26 protein-coding genes are annotated in these 26464 nt (G+C 62.4%); 15 read left to right on the top strand and 11 right to left on the bottom strand.

All coding sequences use genetic code 11. From position 1 onward, the window contains the following. Together J2858_RS08510 and J2858_RS08505 are read right to left on the bottom strand one after the other, a co-directional pair. The gene (locus J2858_RS08510; protein WP_210104371.1) at positions 1-432 is read right to left on the bottom strand and encodes a type II toxin-antitoxin system VapC family toxin; all 432 of its coding nucleotides are present in this window, start codon (positions 430-432) and stop codon (positions 1-3) included. Continuing rightward, positions 432-674, bottom strand: a complete 243-nt coding sequence (locus J2858_RS08505; protein WP_210104370.1) for a type II toxin-antitoxin system VapB family antitoxin — start codon at positions 672-674, stop codon at positions 432-434. Before J2858_RS08505 ends, J2858_RS08510 begins: the two co-directional genes overlap by 1 nt. Positions 675-860: 186 nt before the next feature. On the opposite strand from J2858_RS08505, the gene J2858_RS08500 reads away from it, so the two are divergent. Then, a complete protein-coding gene (locus tag J2858_RS08500) occupies positions 861-1922 on the top strand; it encodes a glycosyltransferase family 4 protein (protein ID WP_210104369.1) in 1062 nt (353 codons plus the stop codon). Positions 1923-1942: 20 nt separating this feature from the next. On the opposite strand, the gene der is transcribed toward J2858_RS08500, so the two are convergent. Both der and J2858_RS08490 read right to left on the bottom strand, forming a co-directional pair. Then, a complete protein-coding gene (gene der / locus J2858_RS08495; protein WP_210104368.1) occupies positions 1943-3370 on the bottom strand; it encodes a ribosome biogenesis GTPase Der in 1428 nt (475 codons plus the stop codon). 85 nt (positions 3371-3455) lie between these two features. Next, complete coding sequence (locus tag J2858_RS08490) at positions 3456-4127, bottom strand: tetratricopeptide repeat protein (RefSeq protein WP_210104367.1); 672 nt, start codon at positions 4125-4127, stop codon at positions 3456-3458. Between the two features lie 115 nt (positions 4128-4242). Here J2858_RS08490 and J2858_RS08485 point away from each other — a divergent pair, with 115 nt between their 5' ends. Further along, positions 4243-5340, top strand: coding sequence for a polysaccharide deacetylase family protein (locus J2858_RS08485; RefSeq protein WP_210104366.1), 1098 nt, complete (start codon positions 4243-4245; stop codon positions 5338-5340). 70 nt (positions 5341-5410) lie between these two features. On the opposite strand, the gene sbmA is transcribed toward J2858_RS08485, so the two are convergent. Next, the gene (gene sbmA / locus J2858_RS08480; RefSeq protein ID WP_210104365.1) at positions 5411-6691 is read right to left on the bottom strand and encodes a peptide antibiotic transporter SbmA; all 1281 of its coding nucleotides are present in this window, start codon (positions 6689-6691) and stop codon (positions 5411-5413) included. Between the two features lie 397 nt (positions 6692-7088). Between sbmA and J2858_RS08475 the strand changes: the two genes are divergently transcribed. Further along, a complete protein-coding gene (locus J2858_RS08475) occupies positions 7089-9023 on the top strand; it encodes a methyl-accepting chemotaxis protein (RefSeq protein WP_210104364.1) in 1935 nt (644 codons plus the stop codon). Between the two features lie 131 nt (positions 9024-9154). On the opposite strand, the gene map is transcribed toward J2858_RS08475, so the two are convergent. Beyond that, complete coding sequence (gene map, locus J2858_RS08470) at positions 9155-9910, bottom strand: type I methionyl aminopeptidase (protein WP_210104363.1); 756 nt, start codon at positions 9908-9910, stop codon at positions 9155-9157. A gap of 25 nt (positions 9911-9935) precedes the next feature. Beyond that, entirely contained in the window at positions 9936-11000 is a 1065-nt protein-coding gene (locus tag J2858_RS08465; RefSeq protein ID WP_210104700.1) for an LLM class flavin-dependent oxidoreductase, read from the bottom strand. A 186-nt stretch (positions 11001-11186) separates the two neighbouring features. Between J2858_RS08465 and J2858_RS08460 the strand changes: the two genes are divergently transcribed. The 7 genes from J2858_RS08460 (at position 11187) to xdhC (ending at position 18989) form a co-directional block, all read left to right on the top strand. Further along, complete coding sequence (locus J2858_RS08460; protein WP_210104362.1) at positions 11187-11576, top strand: hypothetical protein; 390 nt, start codon at positions 11187-11189, stop codon at positions 11574-11576. After that, a complete protein-coding gene (locus tag J2858_RS08455) occupies positions 11576-12073 on the top strand; it encodes an invasion associated locus B family protein (protein ID WP_210104361.1) in 498 nt (165 codons plus the stop codon). Before J2858_RS08460 ends, J2858_RS08455 begins: the two co-directional genes overlap by 1 nt. A 123-nt stretch (positions 12074-12196) precedes the next feature. Continuing rightward, a complete protein-coding gene (locus J2858_RS08450) occupies positions 12197-12973 on the top strand; it encodes a 3-hydroxybutyrate dehydrogenase (protein WP_210104360.1) in 777 nt (258 codons plus the stop codon). Between the two features lie 17 nt (positions 12974-12990). Then, positions 12991-14463: a xanthine dehydrogenase small subunit gene (xdhA, locus tag J2858_RS08445; RefSeq protein WP_210104359.1), complete on the top strand. Its 1473-nt coding sequence runs from the start codon at positions 12991-12993 to the stop codon at positions 14461-14463. Between the two features lie 235 nt (positions 14464-14698). Next, positions 14699-17035, top strand: a complete 2337-nt coding sequence (xdhB, locus tag J2858_RS08440; RefSeq protein WP_210104358.1) for a xanthine dehydrogenase molybdopterin binding subunit — start codon at positions 14699-14701, stop codon at positions 17033-17035. Positions 17036-17125: 90 nt separating this feature from the next. Further along, positions 17126-18184: a sensor histidine kinase gene (locus tag J2858_RS08435; protein WP_348635460.1), complete on the top strand. Its 1059-nt coding sequence runs from the start codon at positions 17126-17128 to the stop codon at positions 18182-18184. Next, complete coding sequence (xdhC, locus tag J2858_RS08430; protein WP_210104357.1) at positions 18177-18989, top strand: xanthine dehydrogenase accessory protein XdhC; 813 nt, start codon at positions 18177-18179, stop codon at positions 18987-18989. The genes J2858_RS08435 and xdhC overlap by 8 nt, the downstream gene beginning before the upstream one ends. On the opposite strand, the gene J2858_RS08425 is transcribed toward xdhC, so the two are convergent. Beyond that, positions 18984-19226 (bottom strand): hypothetical protein, encoded by a 243-nt coding sequence (locus J2858_RS08425; RefSeq protein ID WP_210104356.1) that lies wholly within the window; start codon positions 19224-19226, stop codon positions 18984-18986. The genes xdhC and J2858_RS08425 overlap by 6 nt on opposite strands. A 106-nt stretch (positions 19227-19332) precedes the next feature. Between J2858_RS08425 and J2858_RS08420 the strand changes: the two genes are divergently transcribed. After that, the gene (locus J2858_RS08420) at positions 19333-20250 is read left to right on the top strand and encodes a LysR substrate-binding domain-containing protein (protein WP_210104355.1); all 918 of its coding nucleotides are present in this window, start codon (positions 19333-19335) and stop codon (positions 20248-20250) included. A 343-nt stretch (positions 20251-20593) separates the two neighbouring features. After that, positions 20594-21499: a LysR substrate-binding domain-containing protein gene (locus J2858_RS08415; protein WP_210104354.1), complete on the top strand. Its 906-nt coding sequence runs from the start codon at positions 20594-20596 to the stop codon at positions 21497-21499. Here J2858_RS08415 and J2858_RS08410 read toward each other — a convergent pair. Next, the gene (locus J2858_RS08410) at positions 21493-21831 is read right to left on the bottom strand and encodes a hypothetical protein (RefSeq protein ID WP_210104353.1); all 339 of its coding nucleotides are present in this window, start codon (positions 21829-21831) and stop codon (positions 21493-21495) included. The two genes, J2858_RS08415 and J2858_RS08410, sit on opposite strands and share 7 nt — an antisense overlap. A gap of 270 nt (positions 21832-22101) precedes the next feature. On the opposite strand from J2858_RS08410, the gene puuD reads away from it, so the two are divergent. Together puuD and guaD are read left to right on the top strand one after the other, a co-directional pair. Further along, positions 22102-23334 carry a urate hydroxylase PuuD gene (gene puuD / locus J2858_RS08405; protein WP_210104352.1) on the top strand — a complete coding sequence of 411 codons (1233 nt, stop codon included), beginning with the start codon at positions 22102-22104 and terminating at the stop codon, positions 23332-23334. After that, positions 23334-24641, top strand: a complete 1308-nt coding sequence (gene guaD, locus J2858_RS08400; RefSeq protein WP_210104351.1) for a guanine deaminase — start codon at positions 23334-23336, stop codon at positions 24639-24641. The genes puuD and guaD overlap by 1 nt, the downstream gene beginning before the upstream one ends. Here guaD and J2858_RS08395 read toward each other — a convergent pair. Beyond that, on the bottom strand, positions 24636-24920 hold the full coding sequence (locus tag J2858_RS08395; protein ID WP_210104350.1) for a type II toxin-antitoxin system RelE family toxin: 285 nt from the start codon (positions 24918-24920) through the stop codon (positions 24636-24638). The two genes, guaD and J2858_RS08395, sit on opposite strands and share 6 nt — an antisense overlap. Beyond that, entirely contained in the window at positions 24910-25155 is a 246-nt protein-coding gene (locus J2858_RS08390; protein ID WP_210104349.1) for a type II toxin-antitoxin system Phd/YefM family antitoxin, read from the bottom strand. The genes J2858_RS08395 and J2858_RS08390 overlap by 11 nt, the downstream gene beginning before the upstream one ends. Positions 25156-25314: 159 nt before the next feature. Here J2858_RS08390 and J2858_RS08385 point away from each other — a divergent pair, with 159 nt between their 5' ends. After that, positions 25315-26460 carry an alpha-hydroxy acid oxidase gene (locus tag J2858_RS08385; protein WP_210104348.1) on the top strand — a complete coding sequence of 382 codons (1146 nt, stop codon included), beginning with the start codon at positions 25315-25317 and terminating at the stop codon, positions 26458-26460. Positions 26461-26464: the final 4 nt, after the last annotated feature.

Here is a 26464-nt window from a genome sequence, read left to right as displayed (position 1 = left end):
TCAGGCGAGATCCGTCTGACGAAAATCCTCACCCTTGTAGAGCAGCGTCAGCCCGGCTGACTTGCAGCAGGCGTAGGCAAAACAATCGCCCATATTCAGCCGGGCAGCATGGCCAACGGTCTTGCCGTAGCGGAGCGCAGCATTGCGAGCGGCAAGGCCAATCTCGCTCGTGATCGGCATGTCTTCAACCGCCAAGGCTTCCATGAATTGATCGACGGCTCGGCCTGCTGCGCTGAGGATATCCGGCATCCGGCGGTTCTTCAGCGGAAGAGCATCCGCCTTGGCACGCGCCAGCGAGAGGCTCGCCTCCATTCGAACCACAGGCGATATATGGAAGGGGCCTCCGGCCTGTTCCAGCGTCAGCATCCAGTCCTCGGCATCGCGCTCCGGCTTCAGGATCGCAATGATGACGGAAGCATCGATGAAATACACTACTCGCCCCAGAGTTCGTCGGTAAATGCTTTCTGGTCAAACCCGTCCGCCGACGGACCGATCGCGTCGGCCGTTGCGCGCGCCGCGGCCAATCGTTCACGCACGGGCAGTTGCTGGCGCGTGCGGGCAAGCTCGTTGCGCAACGCCCGGCGCAAGGCTTCCGTCTTGCTGGGCGCCTTCGTGAGGTGCTGCAACTCAGCGGCCATGGCGGTGATCTCATCATCACGCACGAAAAGCGGCATAGGATATCTCCACGTCACGCCTAAGATATCATTTCCGCCGTATGGGGGCAACAAAGGGTCGGAGCCCGCACTACTGCCGGAGTGACGCTGACATTCCCCTGTTACAAATCTGGCCGATAGAAACGGCCAGAGACGCCGCAATGCGCGAGTCGGTCGCGCACTGGCACCAGGGGGCCTGCGCCGCACATGACCAAGATCACCATCGTCACCGACGCCTGGTATCCGCAAGTGAACGGCGTGGTACGCTCCATCGAAAACACCAATCGCGAACTCACGCGCATGGGCATCGAGGTTTCGATGATCACGCCGCAGGAGTTTAGCAGTGTGCCCTGCCCCACCTATCCGGAAATCCGGCTGTCGGTGGCAAGCTATGCCGCCGTGGCCCGCGCCATCGAAAAGTTCGGACCGACCTCGGTGCATATCGCGACCGAAGGTCCGCTGGGGCTGCTTGCCCGCCGCTGGTGCCTCAAGAACAACCTGCCCTTCTCCACGAGCTATCATACGCGGTTTCCGGAATATGTTGCCGCTCGCTTTCCCGTGCCGATCCGCTGGCTGCGCGCCTTCGTGCGCTGGTTCCACAATGCCGGCAATGGCTGCATGGTGGCAACGGCAAGCCTGGAGCGGGAACTTTCCAAACTGGGCCTCAAGAACCTTCTGCGCTGGAGCAGGGGGATCGACCAGACGCAGTTCCACCCGATGCCGCTCGAAGCCGCCCCCTTCGGCCTTCCCCGGCCGATCTTCATGACGGTGAGCCGCATCGCGGTGGAAAAGAACCTGCCGGCCTTTCTCGATCTCGATCTGCCGGGCTCCAAGGTGGTGGTGGGCGACGGGCCGGAGCGCGAGGAATTGCAGCGGCGCTATCCGCATGTGCTGTTTACCGGCATGAAGACGGGCGAGGATCTGGCACGCGCCTATGCGCAGGCGGATGTTTTCGTCTTTTCGTCCAAGACCGATACCTTCGGCAACACGATCCTGGAAGCGCTCGCAAGTGGCGTTCCGGTTGCCGCCTATCCGGTGACGGGCCCGGTTGATATTATTGCCGAGGGAAGTGGCGCCGGTGCCCTCAACGAGGATCTTCGTCTTGCCTGCCTAGAAGCGCTCTCCTGCTCGCGCGAAAACGCAAGGCGGCTTGCGCGCGACTTTACCTGGGAAGCGGCGTCAAAACAGTTCCTCAACAATGTGCTGATCGCACAGGGGCGCAAGATGCGTCCCCTCGCCCGCAACGGTTTTCGCGCGCTTCCCTCGTAAACGCCGGCGCCTTCCCGGCGTCAGCGCTTCTTGCGCTTGTTTTCGAACGGGTTTTCAGACGCGCGCAAATGAATGCGGATCGGCACGCCCGGCATGGCAAAATCGGCGCGCAGGCCGTTCGTCAGATAGCGCAGGTAGGATTCCGGGACCGAATCGGGACGCGTGCACGAAATCATGAAAGCCGGCGGACGGGCCTTCACCTGCGTCATATATTTCAGCTTCAGGCGACGGCCGGAGACTGCCGGTGGCGGATGCTGAACCTGCACCGTATCCAGCCAGCGGTTCAGCTTTGCCGTCGAGATGCGCTTGTTCCACACCATGTCGGTGTCGATGATGTTCTGCATCAGCTTGTCGAGACCATAGCCGGTCTGGCCGGATATCGGTACGGCACGGATGCCGCGCGCCTGCGGCAGAAGCCGTTCGGTCTTTTCGCGAAGCTCGGCCAGCAGCGCCTGCGGGTCTTCCACCAGATCCCACTTGTTGAAGGCGAGCACCGCCGCGCGGCCCTCGCGCAGCACCAGATCGACGATCTGCAGGTCCTGCTTTTCGAACGGGATGGTGGCATCGAAAACGATGACCACGGTTTCGGCAAAGCGGATGGCGCGCAGAGCATCGGCCACCGACAGCTTTTCGAGCTTTTCCTGGACGCGAGCCTTGCGGCGCATGCCGGCGGTGTCGAACATCTTGATCGTGCGGCCGCGCCAGTCCCATTCGACGGAAATGCTGTCGCGGGTAATGCCGGCCTCCGGGCCCGTCAGCAGACGGTCTTCGCCGAGAAAGCGGTTGATCAACGTCGACTTGCCGGCGTTCGGACGCCCGACGATGGCCACGCGCAGCGGCTTGGTGTCGTCATAGGCCGGCTCGAAGTCCTCGTCCTCGTCGCCGTCGCGCTCGTGGTCACGCAGGTCGACATCGGTTTCAGCCTCGTCATCGTCGTCGCCAAAGGCCATCTCCGGGCCGATGGCCTCGACGATGGCATCGCGCAGGTCGATCATGCCCTGGCCGTGTTCGGCCGAAATCGGCACCGGATCGCCAAGGCCGAGCGTGAAGGCGTCGTAGAAACCGCCATCGGAGCCGCGCGCTTCGGACTTGTTGGCAACCAGCACGACCGGCTTGCCGCGCCGGCGCAGCATTTCGCCAAGCGTCTGGTCGACGGGGGTGAGACCAAACTTCGCATCCACCACGAAGAGCGACAGGTCCGCCTCGTCGATGGCCGCTTCCGTCTGGGCGCGCATGCGGCCCTCGAGCGTTTCCGGCCCGGCTTCTTCAAGCCCTGCCGTGTCGATGATGGTGAAGCGCAGGTCGATGAGTTTTGCGTCGCCCGGGCGACGGTCGCGCGTGACACCGGGCGTATCGTCCACCAGCGCAAGCTTCTTGCCCACCAGCCGGTTGAACAGCGTGGACTTGCCGACATTCGGGCGCCCGACGATGGCGACTGTGAAGCTCATGGGTGGATCCCTTTCCGGGCTTTGTCTTGTTGTTTGTCGTCCTGGTGGTTCTGCCCCAGGCAGTTCTGTCTCAGACAGTTCTGCCTCAGGCAGCCTTGCCGGAGGCGGCAATCGTATCGAGCATGATCTGCGCACGGTTGGCAACATTGCGCGGCGCCGCCGCATCGCTGGCAATCTGCTGGAACCAGTCCTTGGCCTTCGCCATGTCGCCGGCCTTGTAGGCGGCAAGACCCAGGGCCTCGCGCGCCGAATTGCGCAGCGCATGGCCGGGCGTTGCCATGACTTCCACCTGTGCCGAAACCTGATCATAGGTTCCGCCATCGATGAGCAACCAGCCGGCGCGCACGCGCGCCACATCCCGGATGATGGCCGGCACGGCATTATCCTTGGACACCGCATCAAAGGCCGCCACGGCGCCGGTCACGTCGCCCTTTTCAGCCAGAAGCGTTGCCGAGCGCAGACGCGCCAGAACCGGATAGGAGCCACTGCCATCCTTTTCCAGCGTTGCAAAGGCTGCCAGCGCCTGGTCCGCCTTGTTGTCCTTGGCAAGGTTGAGGGCTGCCAGGAACTGGTCGCCATACTGCGAGGAATTGCGGTTGTGCCAGTATTCATAACCGCGATAGCCGGCCGTGCCGAGAACGATCAGCACCGCCACGCCCATGATGACATAGCGGAACCGCTTCCAAGCCCCGGTGAACTGCTCGGAACGCAGTTCGTCGTTGACTTCGCGGATAAAGCTGTCGTTGTCCTGTACCATGCCAAACTCCGGCCGCACGGCGGCCCTTCAACTCGAAAGCCTGCCTTCTAACCTATTTTTCCCGCGATGTAAGGGGGTGCGTGACGACAGTTGCCGCAGAGTTGATGCCCTGTCGATGACCTATCCTTCCAACGATTGCCGCATTCCAACAGCACAAGACCGCCTTTGCATTCCCAGACAGGTTTTTCTCTTGCCGATTTCAGCCTCCCTTTGCCGTCCATTGACTGTCACGCTTGCCAGTCTCTTCCTGGGTGTCTTGCCTGTTCATGCACAAGAGAAGCCGAAACAACTGGTGATGATCTCATTCGACGGCGCCGGCAACAATGCGCTGTGGGAGAGAAGCCGGGAGATGGCAAAGCGGGTGAACGCCCATTTCACCTACTTCCTCTCCTGCACGCTGGTCATCGACCGGGCGCGGGCCAAGACCTACGAAGGCCCGCAGCAGAAGCCGGGCCGCTCCAATATCGGCTTTGCCCAGACGGCCGAGGAGGCGCGCACCCGGCTCGACCATATCTGGAACGCCCATCTGGAAGGCCATGAGATTGCCAGCCATACCTGCGGCCATTTTGACGGGCGGCAGTGGTCGAGTGCGCAATGGCGCGAGGAGATGGTCAAGTTCCGCTCTGTGCTCACCTCCGCCTGGGGCGATCTCGATGCGGGCGATCGCGAGCCGCAGGGCTGGCGGCCCTTCATTGCCGGCATCAAGGGGTTTCGCGCCCCGTATCTGTCGACGAGCGAGGCATTGAACACCGCCGAGAAGCAGGAAGGCTTTGCCTATGATGCAAGCGGGGTCACCAAGGGGCCGATGCGGCCGCGGCGTGAAAACGGCGTCTTAAACTTCGGCCTGCCGCTGATCCCGGAGGGACCGGAGGGGCGCAACATCATCGCCATGGACTATAACCTCTTCATCCGCCATTCGGCCGGCGTCGAAAATCCCAGCCGCTCTGCCGAATTCGAGGACCGTGCCTATTCGGCCTTCCGCAAGGCCTTCGATGCGCAATACGACGGCGAGCGCCTGCCACTGCAATTCGGCTTTCACTTCGTGCTGATGAACGGGGGAGCCTATTGGCGCGCGCTCGACCGGCTGGCTTCGGACATCTGTTCCCTCCCCGATGTCGCCTGCGTGACCTATGGCGAGGCCATGGCCGCCCTTGAAAAGACCGGCGCGCCGGGGCGCGGGCACGACACCGAACGGGCGGCATCCGGCCTTTGAGCGCAGAAAAACCGCACCGGTTGCCCGATGCGGTTCAAAATGCGTGCTGCTTGCGTCGCAGGCGCGGCCGTCAGTAAGGCCGGTCCGCGGCGATCTCGCCAGCCTCTGCCTCGCGCTTCAGGTAACGCTGGTCGATCTCCGGCAACGGCTTGTCGTCGATCGCCGCCTCGAACGCCTTGAGACGCTTATGGATCGACAGCAACTCGATGATCGTCGACCAGTAGCTGACCAGATACTGGAAGCTGTTGGTGACTTCGCCGAATGCCGTGGCGATCTGTTGCCAGAGGCCCATGGTGATCCGACCGGCCACCACCGTCGGGATCAGGATTACCGTCAGGAAAATGCCGTCAAGCTGGTTGTAGCCGAAGCGCGCAACGTTGAAATAGGTGTAGTGCCAGTACATGCGGAAATAGTTTTTGCGCACATTGGCAAAGAGTTCGCGCACGGTGGCAGGCTGGGCACGCTCGGCATGATCTTCGCCATAGACCAGCTCCTTGCGGAAGGCCGCCTCGACGCGCTGGTTGCGGAAATTCAGGCCCGGCAGCTTGATACCGGCGACCATCAGCAGAACGGTACCGAACAGCGACCAGCCGATCGCCAGCCAGAACAGCGCGTGCGGCACGGCGCCCAACAGCGGCAGTTCGCTGACATGTTCCGACATCCGAAACAGGATCGGCAGGAAGACCACCAGCGTCATGACGGAATTGATCAGCGCGACGCCCAGACCCTCTAGGATATTGGCAAACCGCATCGTGTCTTCCTGCACACGCTGCGAGGCGCCTTCGATATGGCGCAGCTTGTCCCATTTCGACAGGTAGAAGTCGTTCATCGCCTGGCGCCAGCGAAAGACATAGTGGTTGGTAAAGAACGCGGTGACGACCGAGAGCGTTACGCCGACCAGACCGATTTCGAGGAAGCGCAGCTGCAACTCGTAAAGCTGGCCCGCCGTCACCGTGCCACCACCATTCAGCGCCTGCTGGAACAGGTCGAAGAAGGGACCGCGCCAGTTGTTGACGGCGACCGAGATCTGCACGCTGAAATAGGCGATGAAGATAATGAAGGCCGACCCCCAGACCGACCAGTTGAGCCAGGGGTGGCCACGGGCGATCACCTGCCATGTGAGGCCGAACAGGCCGACGAAGACGGTGAAGTAGAGATAGAACCACAGATTGTCGGGGGTGAAGAAGAAGGCAAGGCCCACCGGCGGGGTCTGGCCGGCGGCCAGCGGCGGCAAGCCGACGGCGGCGCCGAGCCGCGGGCCAACCGTATACCAGACCAGGATACAGACCAGCGACCAGATGGCTGCGGAGGTGAAAAACAGTTTCGGTTTGGGAAAGAAGGAGTGGAACACGGAAACGGACTTTCCTTGATGCTGATCCGGCCGTGATACGGGTCCGGCCGTGATACGGATCTGGCACGGATGCTGCCAGCTTCGGGCGGCGAAACTATGCCAGTTCGATGCAGGCGGCAATGGCGGGCATGCAATGTGAAGGAAATGTAAGAGAAGCGCTGAAGGACCGCCGCACCGATCCCGTTTCCGTGACCGCGCAAAACCACGTTCTCAATCCGACCGATCAGTCGGACTTAAAAATCCGCGCTTTGCCTTAATCTTCTGGCAACCACAAAATGTGATGACGTAACTGATCTTTTCGGCTTGATGACCAAGCTTTGTCCGCGCATGGCTCCTGTTATCATCCGACCACTTCCGACGCGGGGAAGAAACGGATCTCTCTATTTGAGGTCATGTTTTGTCCTTCCTGAAGAATACTCCCATTCGATTGAAGATCCTGTCGCTGGTCGCCTCCATCGGCCTTATCGGCATTGGCGGCGTCAGCCTGATGGCCACGAGCTACAAGGCGGCAAACAGCACGTATTCCACCTTCCTCAATCAGGATACGGTGGCATCCGTCGAGATGGCGCGCTCGACCGCCTCGCTGGTCGCTGCCGCCTATGCCGCCTACCAGATGACCGTGTTCGACCCGGCCACGGTGCAACGGCTGAAGACGAGGGAAAGCTTCGCCTCGGGCGAAACCACGCTGTTCAAACGTCTCGAAACGGCAAAGACGCTGACGCCGGAAAATGCCGCAGCCATCGACAGCTTCACCGTGCGCGCCCACGCCATTTTCAACAACCTGCACAAGGCGCTGGAGCTTGCCGGGCAGAACAGGACCAGCGATGCGCTGGCTTTGCTGTCTGATATGGACACCGAAGTGTCCGGCTGGCGCAATGACGTGCGGGACTGGAACGACCAGAGGCTACTGAGGCTGAAAGGCATGGCTCAGGATCTCGCCGATCAGGCCAATAGCACGATCTTCACGACGCTTTTGACGCTCGGCCTCCTGTTTGCCGCCATCTTTGCCGCCTCCCTTCTTGTTGCCTCGCGCGGCATCATCCAGCCGCTTGTCGCGCTGCGGGCGCGCATGACGACGCTTGCGGCCGGCGAGACGAAAGAGCCGGTCGACGGTCTCGACCGGCGTGACGAGCTGGGCCAGATGGCCGCTGCCGTTGCGGTTTTCCGCGACAACGCCATAGAGCGGACACGGCTGTCGCAGGAGGCCGAGGCCAATCGCAGCCTGTCGGAACGCGAACGGATCGAGCGGGACGAACAACGCGCCCGCGAGGCGGCCGGTGTGCAGCATGCCGTCGACAGTCTGGCGGCTGGCCTGTCGCACCTGTCGGACGGTGATGTCACCTACCGCATCAACGATCCTTTCACGCCGGCGCTCGACACGGTGCGCCATGATTTCAACCGCTCCGCCGAAAAGCTGCAATCGACGCTGGTGCAGGTCGCGGAAAATGCCCGCGGCATCGATGCCGGCGCAAACGAGATCAGGTCGGCCGCCGACGATCTTGCCAAGCGCACCGAGCAGCAGGCGGCATCCGTCGAGGAAACCGCCGCAGCCCTGGAGCAGATCACCACGACGGTGCGCGATTCCACCCGCCGCGCGCAGGAAGCCGGCCAGTTGGTGGCCCGCACCCGGACCGGCGCCGAAACGTCCGGCGAGATCGTGCGGCGTGCCGTTATCGCCATGGGCAAGATCGAAACCTCATCCAGCGAGATTTCCTCGATCATCGGCGTGATTGACGAGATCGCCTTCCAGACGAACCTCCTGGCGCTCAATGCCGGCGTCGAGGCAGCGCGTGCGGGAGAGGCCGGCAAGGGCTTTGCCGTGGTTGCCCAGGAAGTGCGCGAGCTTGCCCAGCGCTCTGCCCAGGCCGCCAAGGAAATCAAGGCGCTGATCAACGCCTCCAACGCCCAGGTGGCCGAAGGCGTCAACCTCGTCGATGAAACCGGCAGGGCGCTGCAGGCAATCGTTTCCGAGGTTCAGGAGATCAACCAGCATGTGAGCGCCATCGTCGAATCCGCGCAGGAGCAGTCGTCGGGCCTCCAGCAGATCAACACCGCCGTCAACCAGATGGACCAGGACACGCAGAAAAATGCGGCGATGGTGGAGGAATCGACCGCTGCGAGCCACAGCCTTGCCCGCGAAGTGACGGCGCTTAACCAGCTGCTCACGCAGTTCAAGCTGCAGGACGGCACCCGGCAGGCCGCACCGACCGCTCTGCCGGCCGCCAGCCGCCCGGTGCCCTCGCCGGCACGTGCCCTCGGCCGCAAACTGGCCGGAGCGTTTTCCGGGCGCAGCACGGCAGCCGTTGCACAGGAAAGCTGGAGCGAGTTCTGACCGTTACACGTCGTTCCGAAAACATGAAGGGCGCGCGGCCACGGCTGCGCGCCCTTCTTCTTTGCGGGTCTGTCCATCCGCGCGCATCCTCAAAGCAGCGTCAGCCGGCCGAGGATGACGCCGTGTGAAGGTCACTCGGCAAGCGTCAGGATCAACGGGCCGTTGCGGGTCACGACGATGGTGTGCTCGAACTGCACGGTCGGCGCCTTCGGATCGCCGTAGAGCGTCCAGGGATCGCCGTTGCCGCCGTCTTCCGCCCAGGTGGCGCCAAGCGACAGGAAGGGCTCGACGGTAAACACCAGCCCTTCCTGCATCAGCCGGGTCTCGTCGACATCCGGCCAGGTCGGCACTTCCGTCGGCTCCTCGTGGAGGGAACGACCGACGCCGTGGCTCGCCAGATTGGTGATCAGCGTATAGCGGTTCTTGGCGGCGAATGTGCCGATGGCATTACCGATGCCAGCGATCGGCTTGCCGGTTTTCACCTGCTGCAGGCCTGTCCAGAGGGCGCGCCTGCCGTCTCGCACCAGCCGCTCGATCTCGCGCTTGACCGGCGGAACCGCAAAGGACGCGCCGGTATCGCCGAAGAAACCGTCCCTGACAGCCGACACATCGATATTGACGAGATCGCCGGCCCGGATCACCCGATCACCGGGAATACCGTGGGCGACTTCCTCGTTGACACTGATGCAGGTGGCACCGGGAAACTGGTAGCAGAATTCCGGGGCCGACTGCGCGCCGGCCTCTTCCAGAACCTTTCGGCCGATGAGATCGAGTTCGGCCGTGGTGATGCCCGGTTCCAGCGCCTTTGCCATCGCATTGACGGCCTGCGCGCACAGGCGGCCGATCGCTTTCAGCTTGTCGAGTTCGGTCTCGTTGGAAACGATCATGCCATAAATTCCCGGTCGGCTTTTTTCAGGCCGCCGGTTTCGCCCCATCCTGCGCAGGCGTCAACGCTTTTCTGACCAGCGGTGCAACCTTCGTGCCGAAGAGTTCGATACCGCGCATGATCTGCTCATGCGGCATCAGGCCAATCGCCATCTGGATCAGCAGCCGGTCATTGCCGAACACCTTGTGCGCAGCGACGATCTTTTCCGCCACCGTTTCCGGATCGCCGACGAAGAGATTGCCGGGGGCCGAGCGGGCGCGATCGAACTGGGCGCGATTGGTGGGCGGCCAGCCGCGCTCGCGGCCAAGCCGGTCCATCACGGCGGCCTGCGGGCCGTAAAACTGGTCGGCCGCCTTGTCGGTCGTATCGGCGATGAAACCGTGCACATTGATGCTGGTCTTCAGCGATTTCGGATCCTGCCCGGCGCGCCGGGCCGATTCGCGGTACAGCTCGAAGAAGGGCGCAAAGCGGGCATAGTCGCCGCCGATGATCGCCACGGCGAGCGGCAGGCCCATGGCACCGGCGCGTGCCACCGATTGCGGCGTCCCGCCGACGGCAATCCACACCGGAAGCTTCTCCTGCAGCGGACGCGGATAGACGCCGCGCCGCGTGATCGGCGCGCGAAGCTCCCCTTCCCAGTCGACGATCTCGTTGTCGCGCAGCGTCAGAAGCAGGTCGAGCTTTTCGGAAAACAGCCGGTCGTAATCGTTCAGGTCGTAACCGAACAGGGGGTAGGATTCGATGAAGGAGCCCCGCCCCGCCATGATTTCCGCCCGGCCGTTGGACAGAAGATCCACGGTCGAAAACTGCTGGAAGACGCGGATCGGATCATCCGAACTCAGCACCGAGACGGCACTGGTGAGGCGGATGTTCTTCGTCTTCACCGCAGCCGCCGCCAGCACGGTCGACGGCGAGGAGACGGCGTAATCGGGCCGGTGATGCTCGCCGAGGCCAAAGACGTCGAGCCCCACCTGATCGGCAAGCTCGATCTCTTCCAGGAGATGTTTCAGGCGAACGGCGGCATCTGTGCCACGGCTACCGCTTGCAATGGCCGGATCGACGTCCGCGAAAGTGTAAAGGCCAAGTTCCATCATCTGTATCCATGATTTGCGTTTGGACCCTAGATAGAAAGACCGCCCCTAAACTCAAAGGCGAAAGTTTCGACCGCGGACTTCGAGAATCTGGATAGCGCCCCGGCAAAAGAGCGCCTGTTTCCAGAGGCTTGTCGCGCTTGGCGGACTCAATATCGCAGGCAGCATCGTCGCCCTAGGCGAAAAATGCAGCAGATTCAGGGGCTTTGCAGGCAGAGTAGCAGCCTTCGCCTGCATCTGACTGAAAAGAAAAAGAAAGTCACGACTGACCAAAGCGGTGCAGCGCGCGGCATCAAAGCCGGGCGATTGGAAGCCTTCGCCCCCCTTGCCCGCCCCTTCCGGCACGCATGTGCGCTGAAGGCAAGCCGTTACTGGCGGACCCGCCTCCCCTTCCAGCGCAGGACTGCGGCAAAATCCGACAGCCTGTCATCAACCCTTTGTGAGGCGCGAGCGCCAAGGGTTGATCCCGCCCTTAACCTTTCGCTAATCCTCTGCCCTTTCAATCGCACGCTGTTGCACCCGCTGTCGTTTCGCGCGGCGGATGTTGCCATCCAACTCATTTCGTGGAGTATTTGATGTCCAGAAAGACATATGTCCTTGCCGTATCCGCCCTCCTGATGTCCGCGCTTGCCGCCAGCGCCCAGCCGACCCGGGTCAAGCAGTTCGATGCATGGGGCGTATATTCTTATGGCAGCGGCAAGGCCAAGCGCTGCTACGCGCTGTCGGTGCCGACCTCGCAGCAGCCGGCGGCAGTCAACCATGGCGAAAACTTCTTCCTCGTCGCACCCCAGGCCGGTTCCTCCAATCTGATGCCGCAGGCCATCATGGGCTACGGACTGAAAGCGGATTCGCGCGTCGCGCTGTCGCTCGGTGCGGACAACTTCACGCTGGTGCCGAAGGAAAACGCCGCCTGGGTGCGCGATCCGGCCCGCGAACCGGCTCTGGTGACCGCCATGCGCGCCGGAACCGACATGACCCTGAAGGCCGTCTCCGCCCGCGGCACGAATACGACCTATACCTATTCGCTGAAAGGCATTACGGCCGCCCTCAACGAAGTCAGCCGCTGCCGGTAAACCACGACAACCGGGTGGTGCGATGACACACTCACCCGGTTGAAACAGCCGTTGCCAGCCCTCCCCGTTTGCGCATACCTTGCCTCTTGCGCTGCAGCAGAACCGGCGCAGGGGGAGAGAGGCATGGAAAGAACCGTGGTCGTCACCGGATCCACCAGCGGCATCGGGCTTGGCATTGCCCGCGCCTTTGCGCGCGACGGTGCGCATGTGGTGATCAACGGGTTCGGCAAGGCCGACGAGATCGAGGCCGCGCGCGCCGAGCTTGAAACACTCGGCCCCGGCCGGGCGCTTTACCACGGCGCCGACATGACGAAGCCGGACGAAATCGCCGACCTCATCGCAACGGCAAAGGATGCCTTCGGCAGCGTCGATGTCCTCGTCAACAATGCCGGCATCCAGCATGTGGCGAAGATCGAGGATTTCCCGGTCGAAAAGTGGGATCAGCTGATCGCCATCCTGCTGTCATCGGCTTTCCACACCATGCGCCACACCATTCCCCTGATGAAAGCCGCCGGCAAAGGCCGCATCATCAATGTCGCCTCGGCGCATGCACTTGTTGCATCGCCGTTCAAATCTGCTTATGTGGCTGCAAAGCACGGCATTCTTGGTCTCACCAAGACCGCCGCACTGGAATTGGCCGAATTCGGCATTACAGTGAACGCCATCTGCCCCGGCTATGTGCTGACGCCTCTCGTGGAAAAACAGATTCCCGACACGGCGCGCGAACGTGGTATCTCGGAAGAGGCGGTCAAGACGGATGTCATGCTCCGTTTGCAGGCGACGAAGCAATTCGTCAGCATCGAAGAGGTTGCGGCCACCGCCCTCTATCTCGCCAGCGACGCCGCACGACAGATCACCGGAACCCATATCTCCATCGATGGCGGCTGGACCGCCCAGTAACGACTGCAGGGGCACGCATGACTTCAGCCATCCGCTTCATCCTGAACGGCGACGACATTGTGCTGGGGGATTTTCATCCCACCGAAACGCTGCTCGATTATCTGCGCCTCAGAAAGCGGCTGACCGGCTCGAAGGAAGGCTGCGCGGAAGGCGATTGCGGCGCCTGCACGGTGCTGGTCGGGCGCCTCGTCGGCGGCGCACTGCGCTATGAGAGCGTCAATGCCTGCATCCGGTTCCTCGGCTCGCTGCACGGCACGCATGTGGTGACGGTGGAGCATCTGGCTGCGAAGGATGGAAAGCTGCACCCGGTGCAGCAGGCGATGGTCGACTGTCACGGCTCGCAATGCGGCTTCTGCACGCCGGGCTTCGTGATGTCGCTCTATGGCCTGTGGATGGCCAATGGCGAGCCGAACCGCGAGGAAATCGAGCAGGCGCTGCAGGGCAATCTCTGTCGCTGCACGGGCTACGAGCCCATCGTGAAGGCGGCTGAACAGGTGGCCGCGGAGCGTCCGAGCGCGCTGTTCGACCCGATCGAGCGCGACCGCGCCGAGGTGATGGCAAAGCTATGGACCATCCGCGCCACCTCCGACACGATCACCGTCACCAAGGGCAATGATCGCGCCATCATTCCCGGCACACTCGCAGCGCTCGCCGACACACTGGCCCGCGAGCCGCAGGCGACCGTGGTGGCCGGCGGCACAGATGTCGGGCTCTGGGTCACCAAGCAAATGCGCAAGCTGGATCCGGTCGTCTTCATCAACCAGCTGACGGATCTGCAGACCATCACCGAGGACGAGGCCGGCATCACGCTCGGGGCCGGCGTCACCTATGCCCATGCGCTGAACGCTCTCGACCTTGCCTATCCCGCCCTTGGCCGCCTGATCGACCGCATCGGCGGCGCGCAGGTGCGCAACATGGGCACGATCGGCGGCAATATCGCCAATGGCTCGCCGATCGGCGACATGCCGCCGGCACTGATTGCGCTCGGGGCAACCGTCACGCTGCGCTCGGCGACAGGATCGCGCACGCTGCCGCTTGAGGATTACTTCATCGACTACGGCCGGCAGGACCGCCAACCCGGCGAATTCGTCGAAAAGATCGTCGTGCCGGCCTTGCATGAGGATGCGTTTTACGCGGTCTACAAGATCTCCAAGCGCCGCGACGAGGATATCTCTGCGCTCTGCGGCGCCTTCCTCATCACGCTCGACGGCGAAGGCTGCGTCGAGACCTGCCGCATCGCCTTCGGCGGCATGGCGGGCACGCCCAAGCGCGCCAAAGCCGTGGAAGCCGCCCTTCTCGGCCAGCCCTGGAGCTGGAACACGGTGGCTTCTGCGCAGGACGCCTTTGCCGAAGATTACCAACCGCTGACCGACTGGCGTGCCAGCGCCGAATACCGTGCGCTGACGGCGAGAAACCTACTTACTCGCTTCTTCCTCGAAACCGCCGGCCAGCCGCATGAGCTGAAGCGGTTTGACGTGGAGGAGGCGTGAGGATGATGATCTATACCCGTCAGCAAAAGAAAAACCCCTCCCCAACCCCTCCCCACAAGGGGGAGGGGCTTAACATGCCGCGCCGTCAGTGTTCACATTTGGCGAGAGCGTTGCCGCGGGTCCTCTCCCCCCTTGTGGGGGAGATGGCGGCAGCCAGAGGGGGTCTTTTCCGAGCCGGACAGTGTCATCGCCACCAGCCGTTTGCTAAACATATCGTCATCGAAGGAACCCGCTGATGGACAACACCACCTTCGAAGCAAAAACCACCATCAACGGCCCGATGCACGCCTCCCTGCGGCACGATTCGGCGCACAAGCATGTGACCGGCACGGCCGAATATATCGATGACATGCCCGAGCCCGCCGGCACGCTGCATGCAGCCCTTGGCATGGCGGACCGGGCGCATGCCGAAATCCTGTCCATCGATTTGTCGGCCGTGCGCTCCGCCCCCGGCGTGGTGGCGGTGCTGACGGCAGACGACATTCCGGGGGTCAACGACGTCTCCTCCAACGGCAGCCATGACGAACCGCTGCTGGCAACGGACAGAATCGAGTTCCACGGCCAGCCGATCTTCGTCGTGATCGGCGAAAGCCGCGATGCGGCGCGCCGGGCAGCACGGCTTGCCAGGATCGACTACCGCGACCTGCCCCACTGGACCGATATCGAAGGCGCGCTTGCCAATGGTGCGCCGATGGTCGTCTCGCCCATGACGCTGAAGCGCGGCGAGCCGGAGACCGAAATCAACCGGCCGCCGCTTCGCATCCAGAACCGCATGGTGATCGGCGGGCAGGAGCATTTCTACCTCGAAGGCCAGATCGCGCTTGCCATTCCCGGCGAAGACGAGGATGTCACAGTCTGGTCCTCCACCCAGCATCCGACCGAGGTGCAGCATATGGTGGCGCATGTGCTGGCCTGCGCAAACCATGCCGTGACCGTCAACACGCGGCGCATGGGCGGCGGGTTCGGCGGCAAGGAAACGCAGGGCAACCATTTTGCCTGCCTCGCCGCCGTTGCCGCCAAGAAGCTGAACCGCGCCGTCAAATTTCGCCCCGACCGCGACGAGGACATGGCCGTCACCGGCAAGCGCCATGATTTCCGCGTCGATTACGATCTGGCCTTCGACGAGGAAGGCCGCATCCATGCGGTGGATGCGACCTTTGCGGCGCGCTGCGGCTTTTCCTCGGATCTGTCCGGCCCCGTCACCGACCGCGCGCTGTTTCATGCCGATTCGAGCTATTTCTATCCGCATGTGCACCTGACCTCGCAGCCGCTGAAAACGCATACCTGCTCCAACACCGCCTTTCGCGGGTTCGGCGGGCCGCAGGGTCTGCTCGGCGGCGAGCGCTTCATCGAGGAAATCGCCTATGCGGTGGGAAAGGACCCGCTCGACGTGCGCAAGCTGAATTTCTATGGCGAGACGGGGTCCGGCCGCACGCTCACCCCCTATCACCAGGAAGTGGAGGACAATGTAATCCTGCGCGTGGTGGAGGAACTGGAAGCCTCCAGCGACTACCGCGCGCGCCGCCAGGCGATCATCGATTTCAACAGGAACAGCCCGGTCATCCGCAAGGGCATTGCGCTCACCCCGGTCAAATTCGGCATATCCTTCACCATGACCGCCTTCAACCAGGCGGGGGCCCTCGTGCATGTCTATTCCGATGGCTCGATCCATCTGAACCACGGCGGCACCGAGATGGGCCAGGGCCTCTATACCAAGGTGGCGCAGGTGGTGGCGGATGCCTTCAATGTCGATATCGAGCGGGTGAAGATCACCGCGACGACGACCGGCAAGGTGCCGAACACCTCTGCCACCGCCGCTTCCTCCGGCTCGGACCTCAACGGCATGGCCGCCTATGATGCCGCACGCCAGATCCGCGAGAGGCTCGTCGAGTTCGCCTGCCGCAAATGGCAAGTGACGGCAACCGATGTGGAATTCCTGCCCAACCGGGTGCGCGTCGGCACCGACACGATCTCCTTCGACGCACTGGTGAAGGCCGCCTATTTCGACCGCGTGCAACTGTCTGCCGCCGGTTTCTACAAGACGCCGAAAATCCACTGGGATCGCGCCGCCGGCCGCGGCCGCCCCTTCTATTACTACGCCTATGGCGCCGCCTGCTCGGAAGTTTCCATCGACACGCTGACGGGCGAATACATGGTGGAGCGCACCGACATCCTGCATGATGTCGGCCGCTCGCTGAACCCGATCATCGACATCGGGCAGGTGGAAGGCGCCTTCGTGCAGGGCATGGGCTGGCTGACGACGGAGGAATTGTGGTGGGATGGCAAGGGCAGGCTTCGCACGCATGCCCCCTCCACCTACAAGATCCCGCTTGCCTCCGACCGGCCCAAGATTTTCAACGTGAAGCTGGCCGAATGGTCGGAAAACCGCGAGCCCACCATCGGCCGCTCCAAGGCTGTCGGCGAGCCGCCCTTCATGCTGGCGATTTCGGTGCTGGAGGCGATTTCCATGGCGGTGGCTTCCATCGCCGATTACACCGTCTGCCCGCGGCTCGATGCACCGGCGACGCCCGAACGCGTGCTGATGGCGGTGGAGAGACTGAAAGCATTATAACCCTCACCCGGCCGCACATGCGCCCTATCGGACACCGGTTGCGATCGATAAGGTTGAAACCCTATGAAATGCGGTCGGAGACAAGACGCAGTGAAGGAATTCCCGAAAGACGGCGGCCAGATGGGACAGGCGATCCGCCTGTTCGACTGGTCCCGCACGGGGCTCGGTGACATCGACACCTGGCCCTCGTCGCTGCGCGCCATCTTGCAGATGATGGTCCAGCAGGGGCATTCGATCTGCCTTTTCTGGGGGCCCGACCTCAACATGCTTTATAACGATGCCTATCGGCCGTTTCTCGGCGCGAAGGAGGCGGGCGCCCTTGGGCAACCGTTCCACATCATCTGGTCCGACGTCTGGGACGACGTAAAACCGCTGGTGGATCAGGCACTGTCGGGCAAGAGCACCTTTGTCGAAAACATGCGCCTCATCATGACGCGCAACGGCTATCCGGAGGAAACCTTCTGGACCTTTTCCTATAGCCCGCTTTACGATGACGAGGGCATGGTGCGCGGCCTGATCAATGTCGCCGTCGACACAACGCCCCTCGTCAAGAGCCAGCGTGAGCAGGAAATGCTGCGGCGGGAACTGGTGCATCGGGTCAAGAACACCATGGCTGTCACTACCGCCGTTGTCAGCGCCACCATGCGCCATGCCCAGACGCTGGAAGAAGCGCGCCTGACGCTTGGAAACCGTGTTGCAGCGCTTGGCAAGGCCCAAAGCCTCATTCACCAGTCGGAAAACGATGCGCTGATCGAGGCGATCGTGACGGAAAGCATGGCAGCCCATGTGGATGATCCCGCACGCGTCCGCATCTCCGGTCCGGACGTTCGCGTTTCGCCGCAGCAAGCTGTTGGCCTGTCTCTTGCCGTCTATGAACTTGCCACCAATGCGCTGAAATATGGCGCGCTGTCCAATGGCAGCGGAACCATCGATATCATCTGGTCGGCCGGGGCGGACAATGCCTTTCGCTTTACCTGGCACGAAAGAGGTGGACCGCCGGTTTCCGCCCCGACGCGCCGCGGCTTCGGCTCGCGCCTCACCGACCAGATCGTCGCCAACTATTTTTCCGGAACCGGCGCGACGATCTACGACCCGGACGGGCTGAGGTTCGAACTGGTTGGCGTCTTCCGCCAGGGCGACGATGTCTGACGCCGGGCTAGAACTGTTTCTCAACAGGCATTCCGCTTGCGTCTGCGTGACGATCCGCCAGGCCAAGGGATCGACGCCGCGTGAGGCAGGCGCCATCATGCTCGTTGCCCCCACCGCAAGCTGGGGCACGATCGGCGGTGGGCAGCTGGAATTCATGGCCATCGACAATGCACGTCGCATGCTCGACGGCCAAGGTCTGGGCGAGATGGACATTCCGCTCGGCCCTGATATCGGCCAGTGCTGCGGCGGGCGCACGCTGCTGAGTTTCGAGACGGTGACGCCACAGATGGCCGCTGACCTTCGGGCACGCGCTGCCGCAGAGTCTGCCGCCTTCCCCGGAGTCATGCTGTTCGGCGCTGGCCATGTCGGGCAGGCGCTGGCGCGCACGCTCCTGCCCCTGCCCTTTGCCGTTACCGTGGTCGAGACGCGCGCCGAGGCGCTGGAAGGCTTGCCCGAGGGCGTAAAAACGCACCATGTCGCCATGCCGGAAGCGCTGGTTAAAAACCTTGCCCCCGGCAGCGCCGTCCTCATCCTCACCCACGATCACGCGCTGGATTTTCTGATCGCCCGCGAGGCGCTTTCCCGCACCGATCTGCCTTATGTCGGCATGATCGGTTCGGCCACCAAGCGCGCAACGTTCCGAAACTGGCTGGCGCGGGAAACGGACGGCGTCCTCTCCGCCGATCGGCTCATCCTGCCCATAGGGGGCACAACGGTGCGTGACAAGCGTCCAGCCGTCATCGCAGCGCTGGTGGCCGCCGAACTGCTCGCCGTTTATGCGAGCCTCCCCGGCGCATCTTCATAACGACCGGCGCAGCATGGCATCGCGGGCAGCGTCAAAGGCGGTCTTGTGCGGCACACCGTGACGTGTCTGGCGCCCATCGCAAAACCCGATGTCCTGCAACTGCGATGCCGGCATCTCCTCCAGATGAAGCGCATTGCTGCGTGGCCTGCTCTTTCCGCCAAGCCACACGCCGATCCGGCGCCACATATCAAGCAGCAGTCTCGGCCGTACGACACCTCTAATTTCGTGCAAACTCATGGACTTGCTCCCTCTATCCTGTCGAGTGAATTGTCTTTAGGATGCGGGAAAAGACGGCGAGGATCCAATCGAAGCTTCGTCTGCATGGATCAAGAGGATTGATGCAATGAAAATGTCGAAACAGTTCCCGCTGAATGCCTTGCGGGTGTTCGAGGCGGTGGCGCGCCACCTGAGCTTTACCAAGGCCGGCGAAGAACTTGGCCTGACACAGACGGCCGTGAGCTACCAGGTGAAACTGCTGGAGGATACGCTGGGCGAAATCCTGTTCCTGCGCCAGCCGCGCAAGATCCTGCTGACAGACGCCGGGCAGCGGCTGGCGCCCAAGGTGTCCGACGGGTTTGACCTGCTGCGGTCGGCCGTCAGCGAGATGCAGGGCGTTGCCGACGGCACCCTCATCATTCACGCCACAACCACCTTTGCCAGCCAGTGGCTGGCGCGTCATCTCGGCATTTTCCAGCTCGACAATCCAAACCTTGCGGTGCGCCTGGAGACCTCGCAGGAGGTCATCGATTTTTCAAAGACCGAGGCGGATCTTGCCATTCGATCCGGCAAGGGCGAATGGCCTGGCCTGCAGGCGCATTTCGTCATGCGCAATCATTTTACGCCGATGCTCTCCCCCAAGCTTGCCGAGACGATCGGCGGCGTCAGGGAACCGCTCGATCTCCTGAAGCTGAAGATCATCGATCCGAGCGATCCCTGGTGGAGGCTGTGGTTTACGGCGGCCGGCCATCCCGATGCGCCGCTCGAAGACCGGTCACGCACCCGGCTTGGCGCGCAGTCCGTCGAAGCGGCCGCCGCCATGGCCGGTCATGGCGTGGCCATTCTGCGCCCGGAATTCTACCAGGACGACGTGGCGATGGGTCGGCTCATCCAGCCCTTTCCGCTGACCTGCGAGGATGGATCGCACTACTGGCTGGTCTATCCGCACGCGCGCCGCCACACCGCCAAGATCCGCGCCTTCCGCGACTTCCTCAAGAAGGCGCTGCCGGATTTTGATGCGGGCCCGCCCGACAGCACGGCGTGACGCAAAAGGCATCAAAGCCGTGGCAATCGCGCCGTGCGAATGCGCTCCCACAGCTCGTCCTGTCGTGCCGGGAGCTGTGGCGGTGGCGCCGATACATCGATGCGCAGCGCATCGGGCAGTTCAGTGACAGGAATTGGTGAACGCCGCCACGCCGGTTTCAGCCAGAACGAGAACACGCGTCTCCACCCGGCAGAACCTCTGGTCCAGACCGCCATCATCGTCTCCAAATCTATGTTTTTTTGATATCTGGCTCGACAGATGAGCCGATATGCGATGACATACCATCCGTTTACGGCGACATACCAATTCAATCGAAAACAGCAGCCAGAAAGAGAGCTTATCGATGAAGCTGTCACGCAAGGTGCCGCTCAACGCGATCCGGGTGTTTGAGTCCGTGGCGCGGCTTGGCAGCTTCACCAGAGCGGGCGAGGAACTCGGCATGACGCAAACGGCGGTCAGCTACCAGATCAGGCTTCTGGAGGAGCATGTCGGCGAGATGCTGTTTCTCCGGCAGGCGCGGCGCAGCATCCTGACGGCGACCGGCGAGCGCATGCTGCCGAAGATCGTGGACGCGTTTGCACTCCTGACCGATGCGCTGGCCGACGCACGCGAACAGGCGGACGGCATTCTGGAAATCCGTTCGACGCCGACCTTTGCCTCTCACTGGCTTGCTCGCCATATCGGCGCCTTCCAGTTGCAGCATCCGGGGCTGGCGGTGCGTATCCTGCGCATGGACAAACCGGCGGAGTTCAGCATCGACAATGCCGATGTCGCCATCTGGCGGGGCGAGCGGCCGCCGGCGGATATGGAGGCGCAGGAACTGTTCCGGCTCACCTATGCACCCATGCTGAGCCCGAAGCTCGCCGAGACAATCGGCGGCGCAACCACCCCGGCGGATCTTCTGAAACTGCCGCTGATCGGCGCCAGCAGCAAATGGTGGGGGATCTGGTTTCGCTCGAACGGCATCGACACTGCCCTCCCCAGCACGATCACCATCGATGCCGACGGTGCGCTGGATCTGGAAGGCAGCGCCGCCATTGCCGGCCACGGCGTGGCGCTGCTCAGCCCGTTTCTTCACCGCGAGGAACTGGAGGCCGGCCGCCTGATCCTGCCCTTCGATGTCTTCAAGACGGACGACCTGAGCTACTGGCTGATCTCGCCGAAAAGCCGCCGGAAATCGGCAAAGGTGATCGCCTTCCGCGAGTGGATCGCGAAGACCCTGCCGGCTTGGGTGTCACCGGGTCAATAGCCCATGTCCGGCGCGTAGAAGCAGCGCAGCGTATCCTCATTCGGATAGAGACAGAGATGATAGTCCTCGTCGCCACTGCGGCGCGTCTGGCTCTGCGGCACGATAAATTCGTGGCTCCGCGTCACCAGCCGGTGTTCGCCGGGCCGCAGCGAGATATCATAGCCCTGCGGCGTCACCTTGACATTCTTCGTCGAGATCATCTGGCAATCGCCATTGTGCTCGTTGCCATTGCAACAGAAGGCTTCATACTTCCACCCGGACAGCGCCTCATGGGCGAAAAGGCCGGACGGGAACGCAGACGCAACCACCATCAGTATCGGAATGCCTCGCATGAGCTTACTCTCCGTTGATGCGTGCATGTCATCGCCGGTGGCATGCTTGCCTTCACCGGCTGCATTGCGACGACCACTTTAGCGCATTCGCATGCAGCGGCTAAGCCGCATTTGTCGCGATGCACAAATGACAGTTGCCGACAGCCTCGCGCCAGCCTCGCCCGCGGCCGTTTTCACCGCATGGCATCTGTTGCGGCGCACCCTTTCCGCTTCCCTTCGTCTTAAAATTTTCGCAAAGTATCTGGCCGGGGAACAAGAAGGGATTCTGGAATGTACGAATATGCCATCGCCTGGGAATGGCTGAGCTTTGCCGCGCGCTGGCTGCATGTGATCACTGCGATTGCCTGGATCGGTTCGTCCTTCTATTTCATCGCACTCGATCTCGGGCTGGTGAAACGTCCCCATCTGCCGGCCGGCGCCTATGGCGAGGAATGGCAGGTGCATGGCGGCGGCTTCTACCACATCCAGAAATATCTCGTGGCGCCAGCCTCCATGCCGGAGCACCTGACCTGGTTCAAGTGGGAAAGTTATGCCACCTGGATGTCCGGCTTCCTGATGCTCGCGATCGTCTATTATGGCGGCGCGGATCTCTTCCTCATCGACCACAGCATTCTGGAACTGGCCCCCTGGCAGGCGATCTGTCTGTCCATCGCCTCGCTGTCGGTTGGCTGGATCATCTATGACCAGCTCTGCAAATCACCCATCGGCAATAATACCTGGGGCCTGATGGCGCTCCTCTATGTCGTGCTGGTCGCCATGGCCTGGGGCTATACACAGGTGTTTACCGGCCGCGCCGCCTTCCTGCATCTCGGCGCCTTCACCGCCACCATCATGTCGGCCAATGTCTTCTTCATCATCATTCCCAACCAGAAGATCGTCGTCGCCGACCTGATTGCCGGGCGCACGCCCGATCCGAAATATGGCCGCATCGCCAAGCAGCGCTCGCTGCACAACAACTACCTGACGCTGCCCGTCATCTTCTTCATGCTGTCGAACCATTATCCGCTGGCCTTTGGTACGCAGTTTAACTGGATCATCGCTGCGCTGGTGTTTCTGATGGGCGTCACGATCCGCCACTGGTTCAACACCACCCATGCCCGCAAGGGAAAGCCGACCTGGACATGGCTCGTCACGGTGATCCTGTTCATCCTCATCATGTGGCTGTCGACCGTGCCAAAAGTGCTGACGGGCGAGACGGAGGTTTCGCTGTCGCCCGTCCAGCAGAAATTTGCGAGCGACGTGCATTTCGCCTCCGCCCGCGATGTCGTGCAGGGGCGCTGCGCCATGTGCCATGCGGCAGAACCCGCATGGGAGGGCATCAGTTTTGCGCCAAAAGGGGTAAAATTCGAAACGGATGGCGAGATTGCCGCCCATGCCCACGAGATCTATATCCAGGCCGGCCGCAGCCATGCCATGCCGCCCGGCAATATCACAGCCATCACGCCGGAGGAGCGCAAGCTTCTGACCGCGTGGTATGAGAGCGCCACCGGAGCCACACGATAATGACATGCCTTCTCCTGCGCGGCCGCCTTCTGTCCTTCCACCGCGCGCCCGAAAGCCTCGCCGATACCGCAAGCTACCTCTATGAGGAGGATGGCGGGCTGCTGATCAAGGATGGTCGCATCGTCAAAGCCGGCGCTTATCGCGACGTGAAGGCGCACGCTCCTGAGACCGCCGAGGAGGTGGATCACCGCCCGCACCTCATCCTGCCCGGCCTCATCGACACGCATGTGCATTTTCCGCAGATGCAGGTGATTGCCTCCTACGCCGCAAACCTGCTCGAATGGCTGGACACCTACACGTTTCCCGAGGAATGCCGCTTCGTGGAAACCGCCCATGCGGCACGCATCGCCACGCATTTTTATGACGAATTCCTGCGCCAGGGAACGACCACGGCCGTTGCCTATTGCTCGGTTCACAAAACCTCCGCCGATGCCTTCTTTGCCGAAGCCATGCGCCGCAACATGCTGATGGTGGGCGGCAAGGTGATGATGGACCGCAACGCACCGCAGGGCCTGCTCGACACCGCCCAGCTCGGTTATGACGAAACCCGCGCGGTGATCGAGGAATGGCACGGCAAGGGCAGAAACCACGTCGCGATCACGCCGCGTTTTGCCATCACCTCGACGCCGGGCCAGATGAGCGCCGCGCAGGCGCTGGCGCAAGAATTTCCCGACCTGCATATCCAGACACATCTGTCGGAAAACCACGACGAGATCCGCTACACCTGCGAGCTTTACCCTGAAGCGACCGACTACACCGATATCTATGCCCGCTACGGACTTCTCGGAAAGAAGACCCTGCTCGGCCATGCCATCCATCTGTCGGAGCGCGAGGCAGACGTGCTGGCAGACACCGGCTCGGTGGCGGTGCATTGCCCGACCTCCAACCTCTTTCTCGGCTCGGGCCTGTTTCCGCTGAAGGCGCTCGCACGCCGGGAAAAGCCGGTGCGGATCGGGGTCGCCACCGATATCGGCGGCGGCTCCAGCTATTCCATGCTGAAGACGCTGGACGAAGGCTACAAGATCCAGCAGCTGCTCGGCGAGCGCCTGAACCCGCTCGACAGTTTTTATCACATGACGCGCGGCAATGCCGAAGCGCTGTCGCTCGCAGACCGCATCGGCACCTTGGAGGAAGGCACAGACGCCGACATTGTGGTGCTCGATGCCGCAGCGACCCCCGCGATGAAACTGCGCATGGAAACGATCAGCACGCTGCCGGAGGAGCTTTTCCTGCTGCAGACGCTGGGGGATGACCGCAGCGTGATGGAGACTTATGTGGCGGGACGGGCGATGAAGAGCGGGCTATGACCGCGTTTGGCTGGCCTTGTAGACAGCCGAACGCTCCCGCTTGCCGACGGCAACGACAACCACGGTGATGCGTGTGTCTTCCACCCGGTAGACCAGCCGATATCCGGCGGCGCGCAGTTTGATCTTATAGTGATCGGGCATGCCACGCAGGAGATCGGCAGCGACACGTGGATGCTCCAGCCGCTCAGCCAGTTTGCGCTTGAACTGGGCGCGCAACGTATCCCCGAGTTTTTCCCATTCCTTGAGGGCTACGGGCAGGAACTCGAGCCTATAGGTCATCGAGTTCGACCGGAACGCCCTTATCCCCTGCCCGTGCCCGTGCAATTTCGGCAAGCGTCTGGTCGTCAAGCGCATCCATCAGCGCTTCGTATGTCCGCGCCGGCACCATGTAGGCGATCACTCGGTTATGGTTGAGGACGGCAACCGCCTGTCCGTTTGCCCCGTCCACGACAGCGGTCGGGTTCTTCTTCATATCGGAGACACTGACCGCCACTTCGGCTTCCACACGCTGCATTTGACACCTTTTTACGGTCTGGTTTTAGTACCCTATATCATACTCAAGACAATGTGTCACAGGGGGCCTCGCCTGGATTGCTTCTTAAGGAATTCGCTTTCCTCACCCGCCCCATATGCTAGTGATCTAGCAAGCCCTTCGGAGGAGAATACCGCACCCATGTCCAAGCCGCTCACCATTGCCGACCTCAAAAACCTCGCCCGCCGCCGCGTGCCAAAGATGTTCTTCGATTATGCCGACAGCGGCTCGTGGACGGAGGGGACATACCGGGCAAACGAGCAGGATTTTGCGGCGATCAAGCTGCGCCAGCGGGTGCTGGTGGACATGACGAACCGGTCGCTGAAAAGTGAGATGATCGGCCACCCGGTGACGATGCCGGTGGCGCTTGCCCCGACAGGCATGACCGGCATGCAGCATGCCGATGGCGAGATGCTGGCGGCCAAGGCTGCCGAAGAGTTCGGCGTGCCCTTCACGCTCTCGACGATGAGCATCTGCTCGATCGAGGACGTCGCCTCCGTCACCACCAAGCCGTTCTGGTTCCAGCTTTACGTGATGAAGGACCGCGCCTTCATCGAAAACCTCATCGAACGCGCCAAGACCGCAGGCTGCTCGGCGCTTGTCGTCACCGCCGACCTGCAGATTCTCGGCCAGCGCCACAAGGATTTGCGAAACGGCCTGTCGGCCCCGCCGAAATTCACGCCCAAGCATATCTGGCAGATGGCAACGCGGCCCAAATGGTGCCTCGACATGGCGCGCACCAAGCGCCACGGTTTCGGCAATATCGTTGGCCATGCCAAAAATGTCTCCGACCTCTCCTCGCTCAGCGTGTGGACGGCCGAACAGTTCGATCCGCGACTCTCCTGGGCCGATATCGCCTGGATCAAGGAACGTTGGCAGGGCAAGCTGATCATCAAGGGCATTCTCGACGAGGAGGATGCGCGCGCCGCTGCCGACACCGGCGCCGATGCCATCATCGTCTCCAACCATGGCGGACGCCAGCTCGACGGCGCACCCTCTGCCATCAGCATGCTGCCGAAGATCGTCGATGCCGTGGGCGAGCGCATCGAAGTGCATCTGGATAGCGGCATCCGCTCCGGCCAGGACGTGCTGAAGGCCGTCGCGCTCGGCGCCAAGGGCACCTATATAGGCCGCCCCTTCCTCTACGGCCTCGGCGCCATGGGCAAGGAAGGCGTCGAGCTTGCGCTATCCATCATCGCCAAGGAGATGGACATCACCATGGCGCTTTGCGGAAAGCGCGACATCAAGGCCGTGGGCAAGGATATTATTGCGCATTCGCCGTATTGAGGCG

This window comes from Neorhizobium galegae (assembly GCF_017877135.1).
Taxonomy (GTDB): Bacteria; Pseudomonadota; Alphaproteobacteria; order Rhizobiales; family Rhizobiaceae; genus Neorhizobium; species Neorhizobium galegae_A.
The sequence above is the reverse complement of the archived record's forward strand: the minus strand, read 5'-3'. Positions and strand labels throughout refer to the sequence as shown.

Excerpts from the sequence above, each read along its gene's own strand:
- J2858_RS08505 (WP_210104370.1), bottom strand. The coding sequence starts at position 674 with ATGCCGCTTTTCGTGCGTGATGATGAGATCACCGCCATGGCCGCTGAG.
- J2858_RS08500 (WP_210104369.1), top strand. The coding sequence starts at position 861 with ATGACCAAGATCACCATCGTCACCGACGCCTGGTATCCGCAAGTGAAC.
- der (WP_210104368.1), bottom strand. The coding sequence starts at position 3,370 with ATGAGCTTCACAGTCGCCATCGTCGGGCGCCCGAATGTCGGCAAGTCC.
- J2858_RS08490 (WP_210104367.1), bottom strand. The coding sequence starts at position 4,127 with ATGGTACAGGACAACGACAGCTTTATCCGCGAAGTCAACGACGAACTG.
- J2858_RS08485 (WP_210104366.1), top strand. The coding sequence starts at position 4,243 with ATGACCTATCCTTCCAACGATTGCCGCATTCCAACAGCACAAGACCGC.
- map (WP_210104363.1), bottom strand. The coding sequence starts at position 9,910 with ATGATCGTTTCCAACGAGACCGAACTCGACAAGCTGAAAGCGATCGGC.
- J2858_RS08465 (WP_210104700.1), bottom strand. The coding sequence starts at position 11,000 with ATGGAACTTGGCCTTTACACTTTCGCGGACGTCGATCCGGCCATTGCA.
- J2858_RS08460 (WP_210104362.1), top strand. The coding sequence starts at position 11,187 with ATGCAGCAGATTCAGGGGCTTTGCAGGCAGAGTAGCAGCCTTCGCCTG.
- J2858_RS08455 (WP_210104361.1), top strand. The coding sequence starts at position 11,576 with ATGTCCAGAAAGACATATGTCCTTGCCGTATCCGCCCTCCTGATGTCC.
- J2858_RS08450 (WP_210104360.1), top strand. The coding sequence starts at position 12,197 with ATGGAAAGAACCGTGGTCGTCACCGGATCCACCAGCGGCATCGGGCTT.
- xdhA (WP_210104359.1), top strand. The coding sequence starts at position 12,991 with ATGACTTCAGCCATCCGCTTCATCCTGAACGGCGACGACATTGTGCTG.
- xdhB (WP_210104358.1), top strand. The coding sequence starts at position 14,699 with ATGGACAACACCACCTTCGAAGCAAAAACCACCATCAACGGCCCGATG.
- xdhC (WP_210104357.1), top strand. The coding sequence starts at position 18,177 with ATGTCTGACGCCGGGCTAGAACTGTTTCTCAACAGGCATTCCGCTTGC.
- J2858_RS08425 (WP_210104356.1), bottom strand. The coding sequence starts at position 19,226 with ATGAGTTTGCACGAAATTAGAGGTGTCGTACGGCCGAGACTGCTGCTT.
- J2858_RS08420 (WP_210104355.1), top strand. The coding sequence starts at position 19,333 with ATGAAAATGTCGAAACAGTTCCCGCTGAATGCCTTGCGGGTGTTCGAG.
- J2858_RS08415 (WP_210104354.1), top strand. The coding sequence starts at position 20,594 with ATGAAGCTGTCACGCAAGGTGCCGCTCAACGCGATCCGGGTGTTTGAG.
- J2858_RS08410 (WP_210104353.1), bottom strand. The coding sequence starts at position 21,831 with ATGCGAGGCATTCCGATACTGATGGTGGTTGCGTCTGCGTTCCCGTCC.
- puuD (WP_210104352.1), top strand. The coding sequence starts at position 22,102 with ATGTACGAATATGCCATCGCCTGGGAATGGCTGAGCTTTGCCGCGCGC.
- guaD (WP_210104351.1), top strand. The coding sequence starts at position 23,334 with ATGACATGCCTTCTCCTGCGCGGCCGCCTTCTGTCCTTCCACCGCGCG.
- J2858_RS08395 (WP_210104350.1), bottom strand. The coding sequence starts at position 24,920 with ATGACCTATAGGCTCGAGTTCCTGCCCGTAGCCCTCAAGGAATGGGAA.
- J2858_RS08390 (WP_210104349.1), bottom strand. The coding sequence starts at position 25,155 with ATGCAGCGTGTGGAAGCCGAAGTGGCGGTCAGTGTCTCCGATATGAAG.
- J2858_RS08385 (WP_210104348.1), top strand. The coding sequence starts at position 25,315 with ATGTCCAAGCCGCTCACCATTGCCGACCTCAAAAACCTCGCCCGCCGC.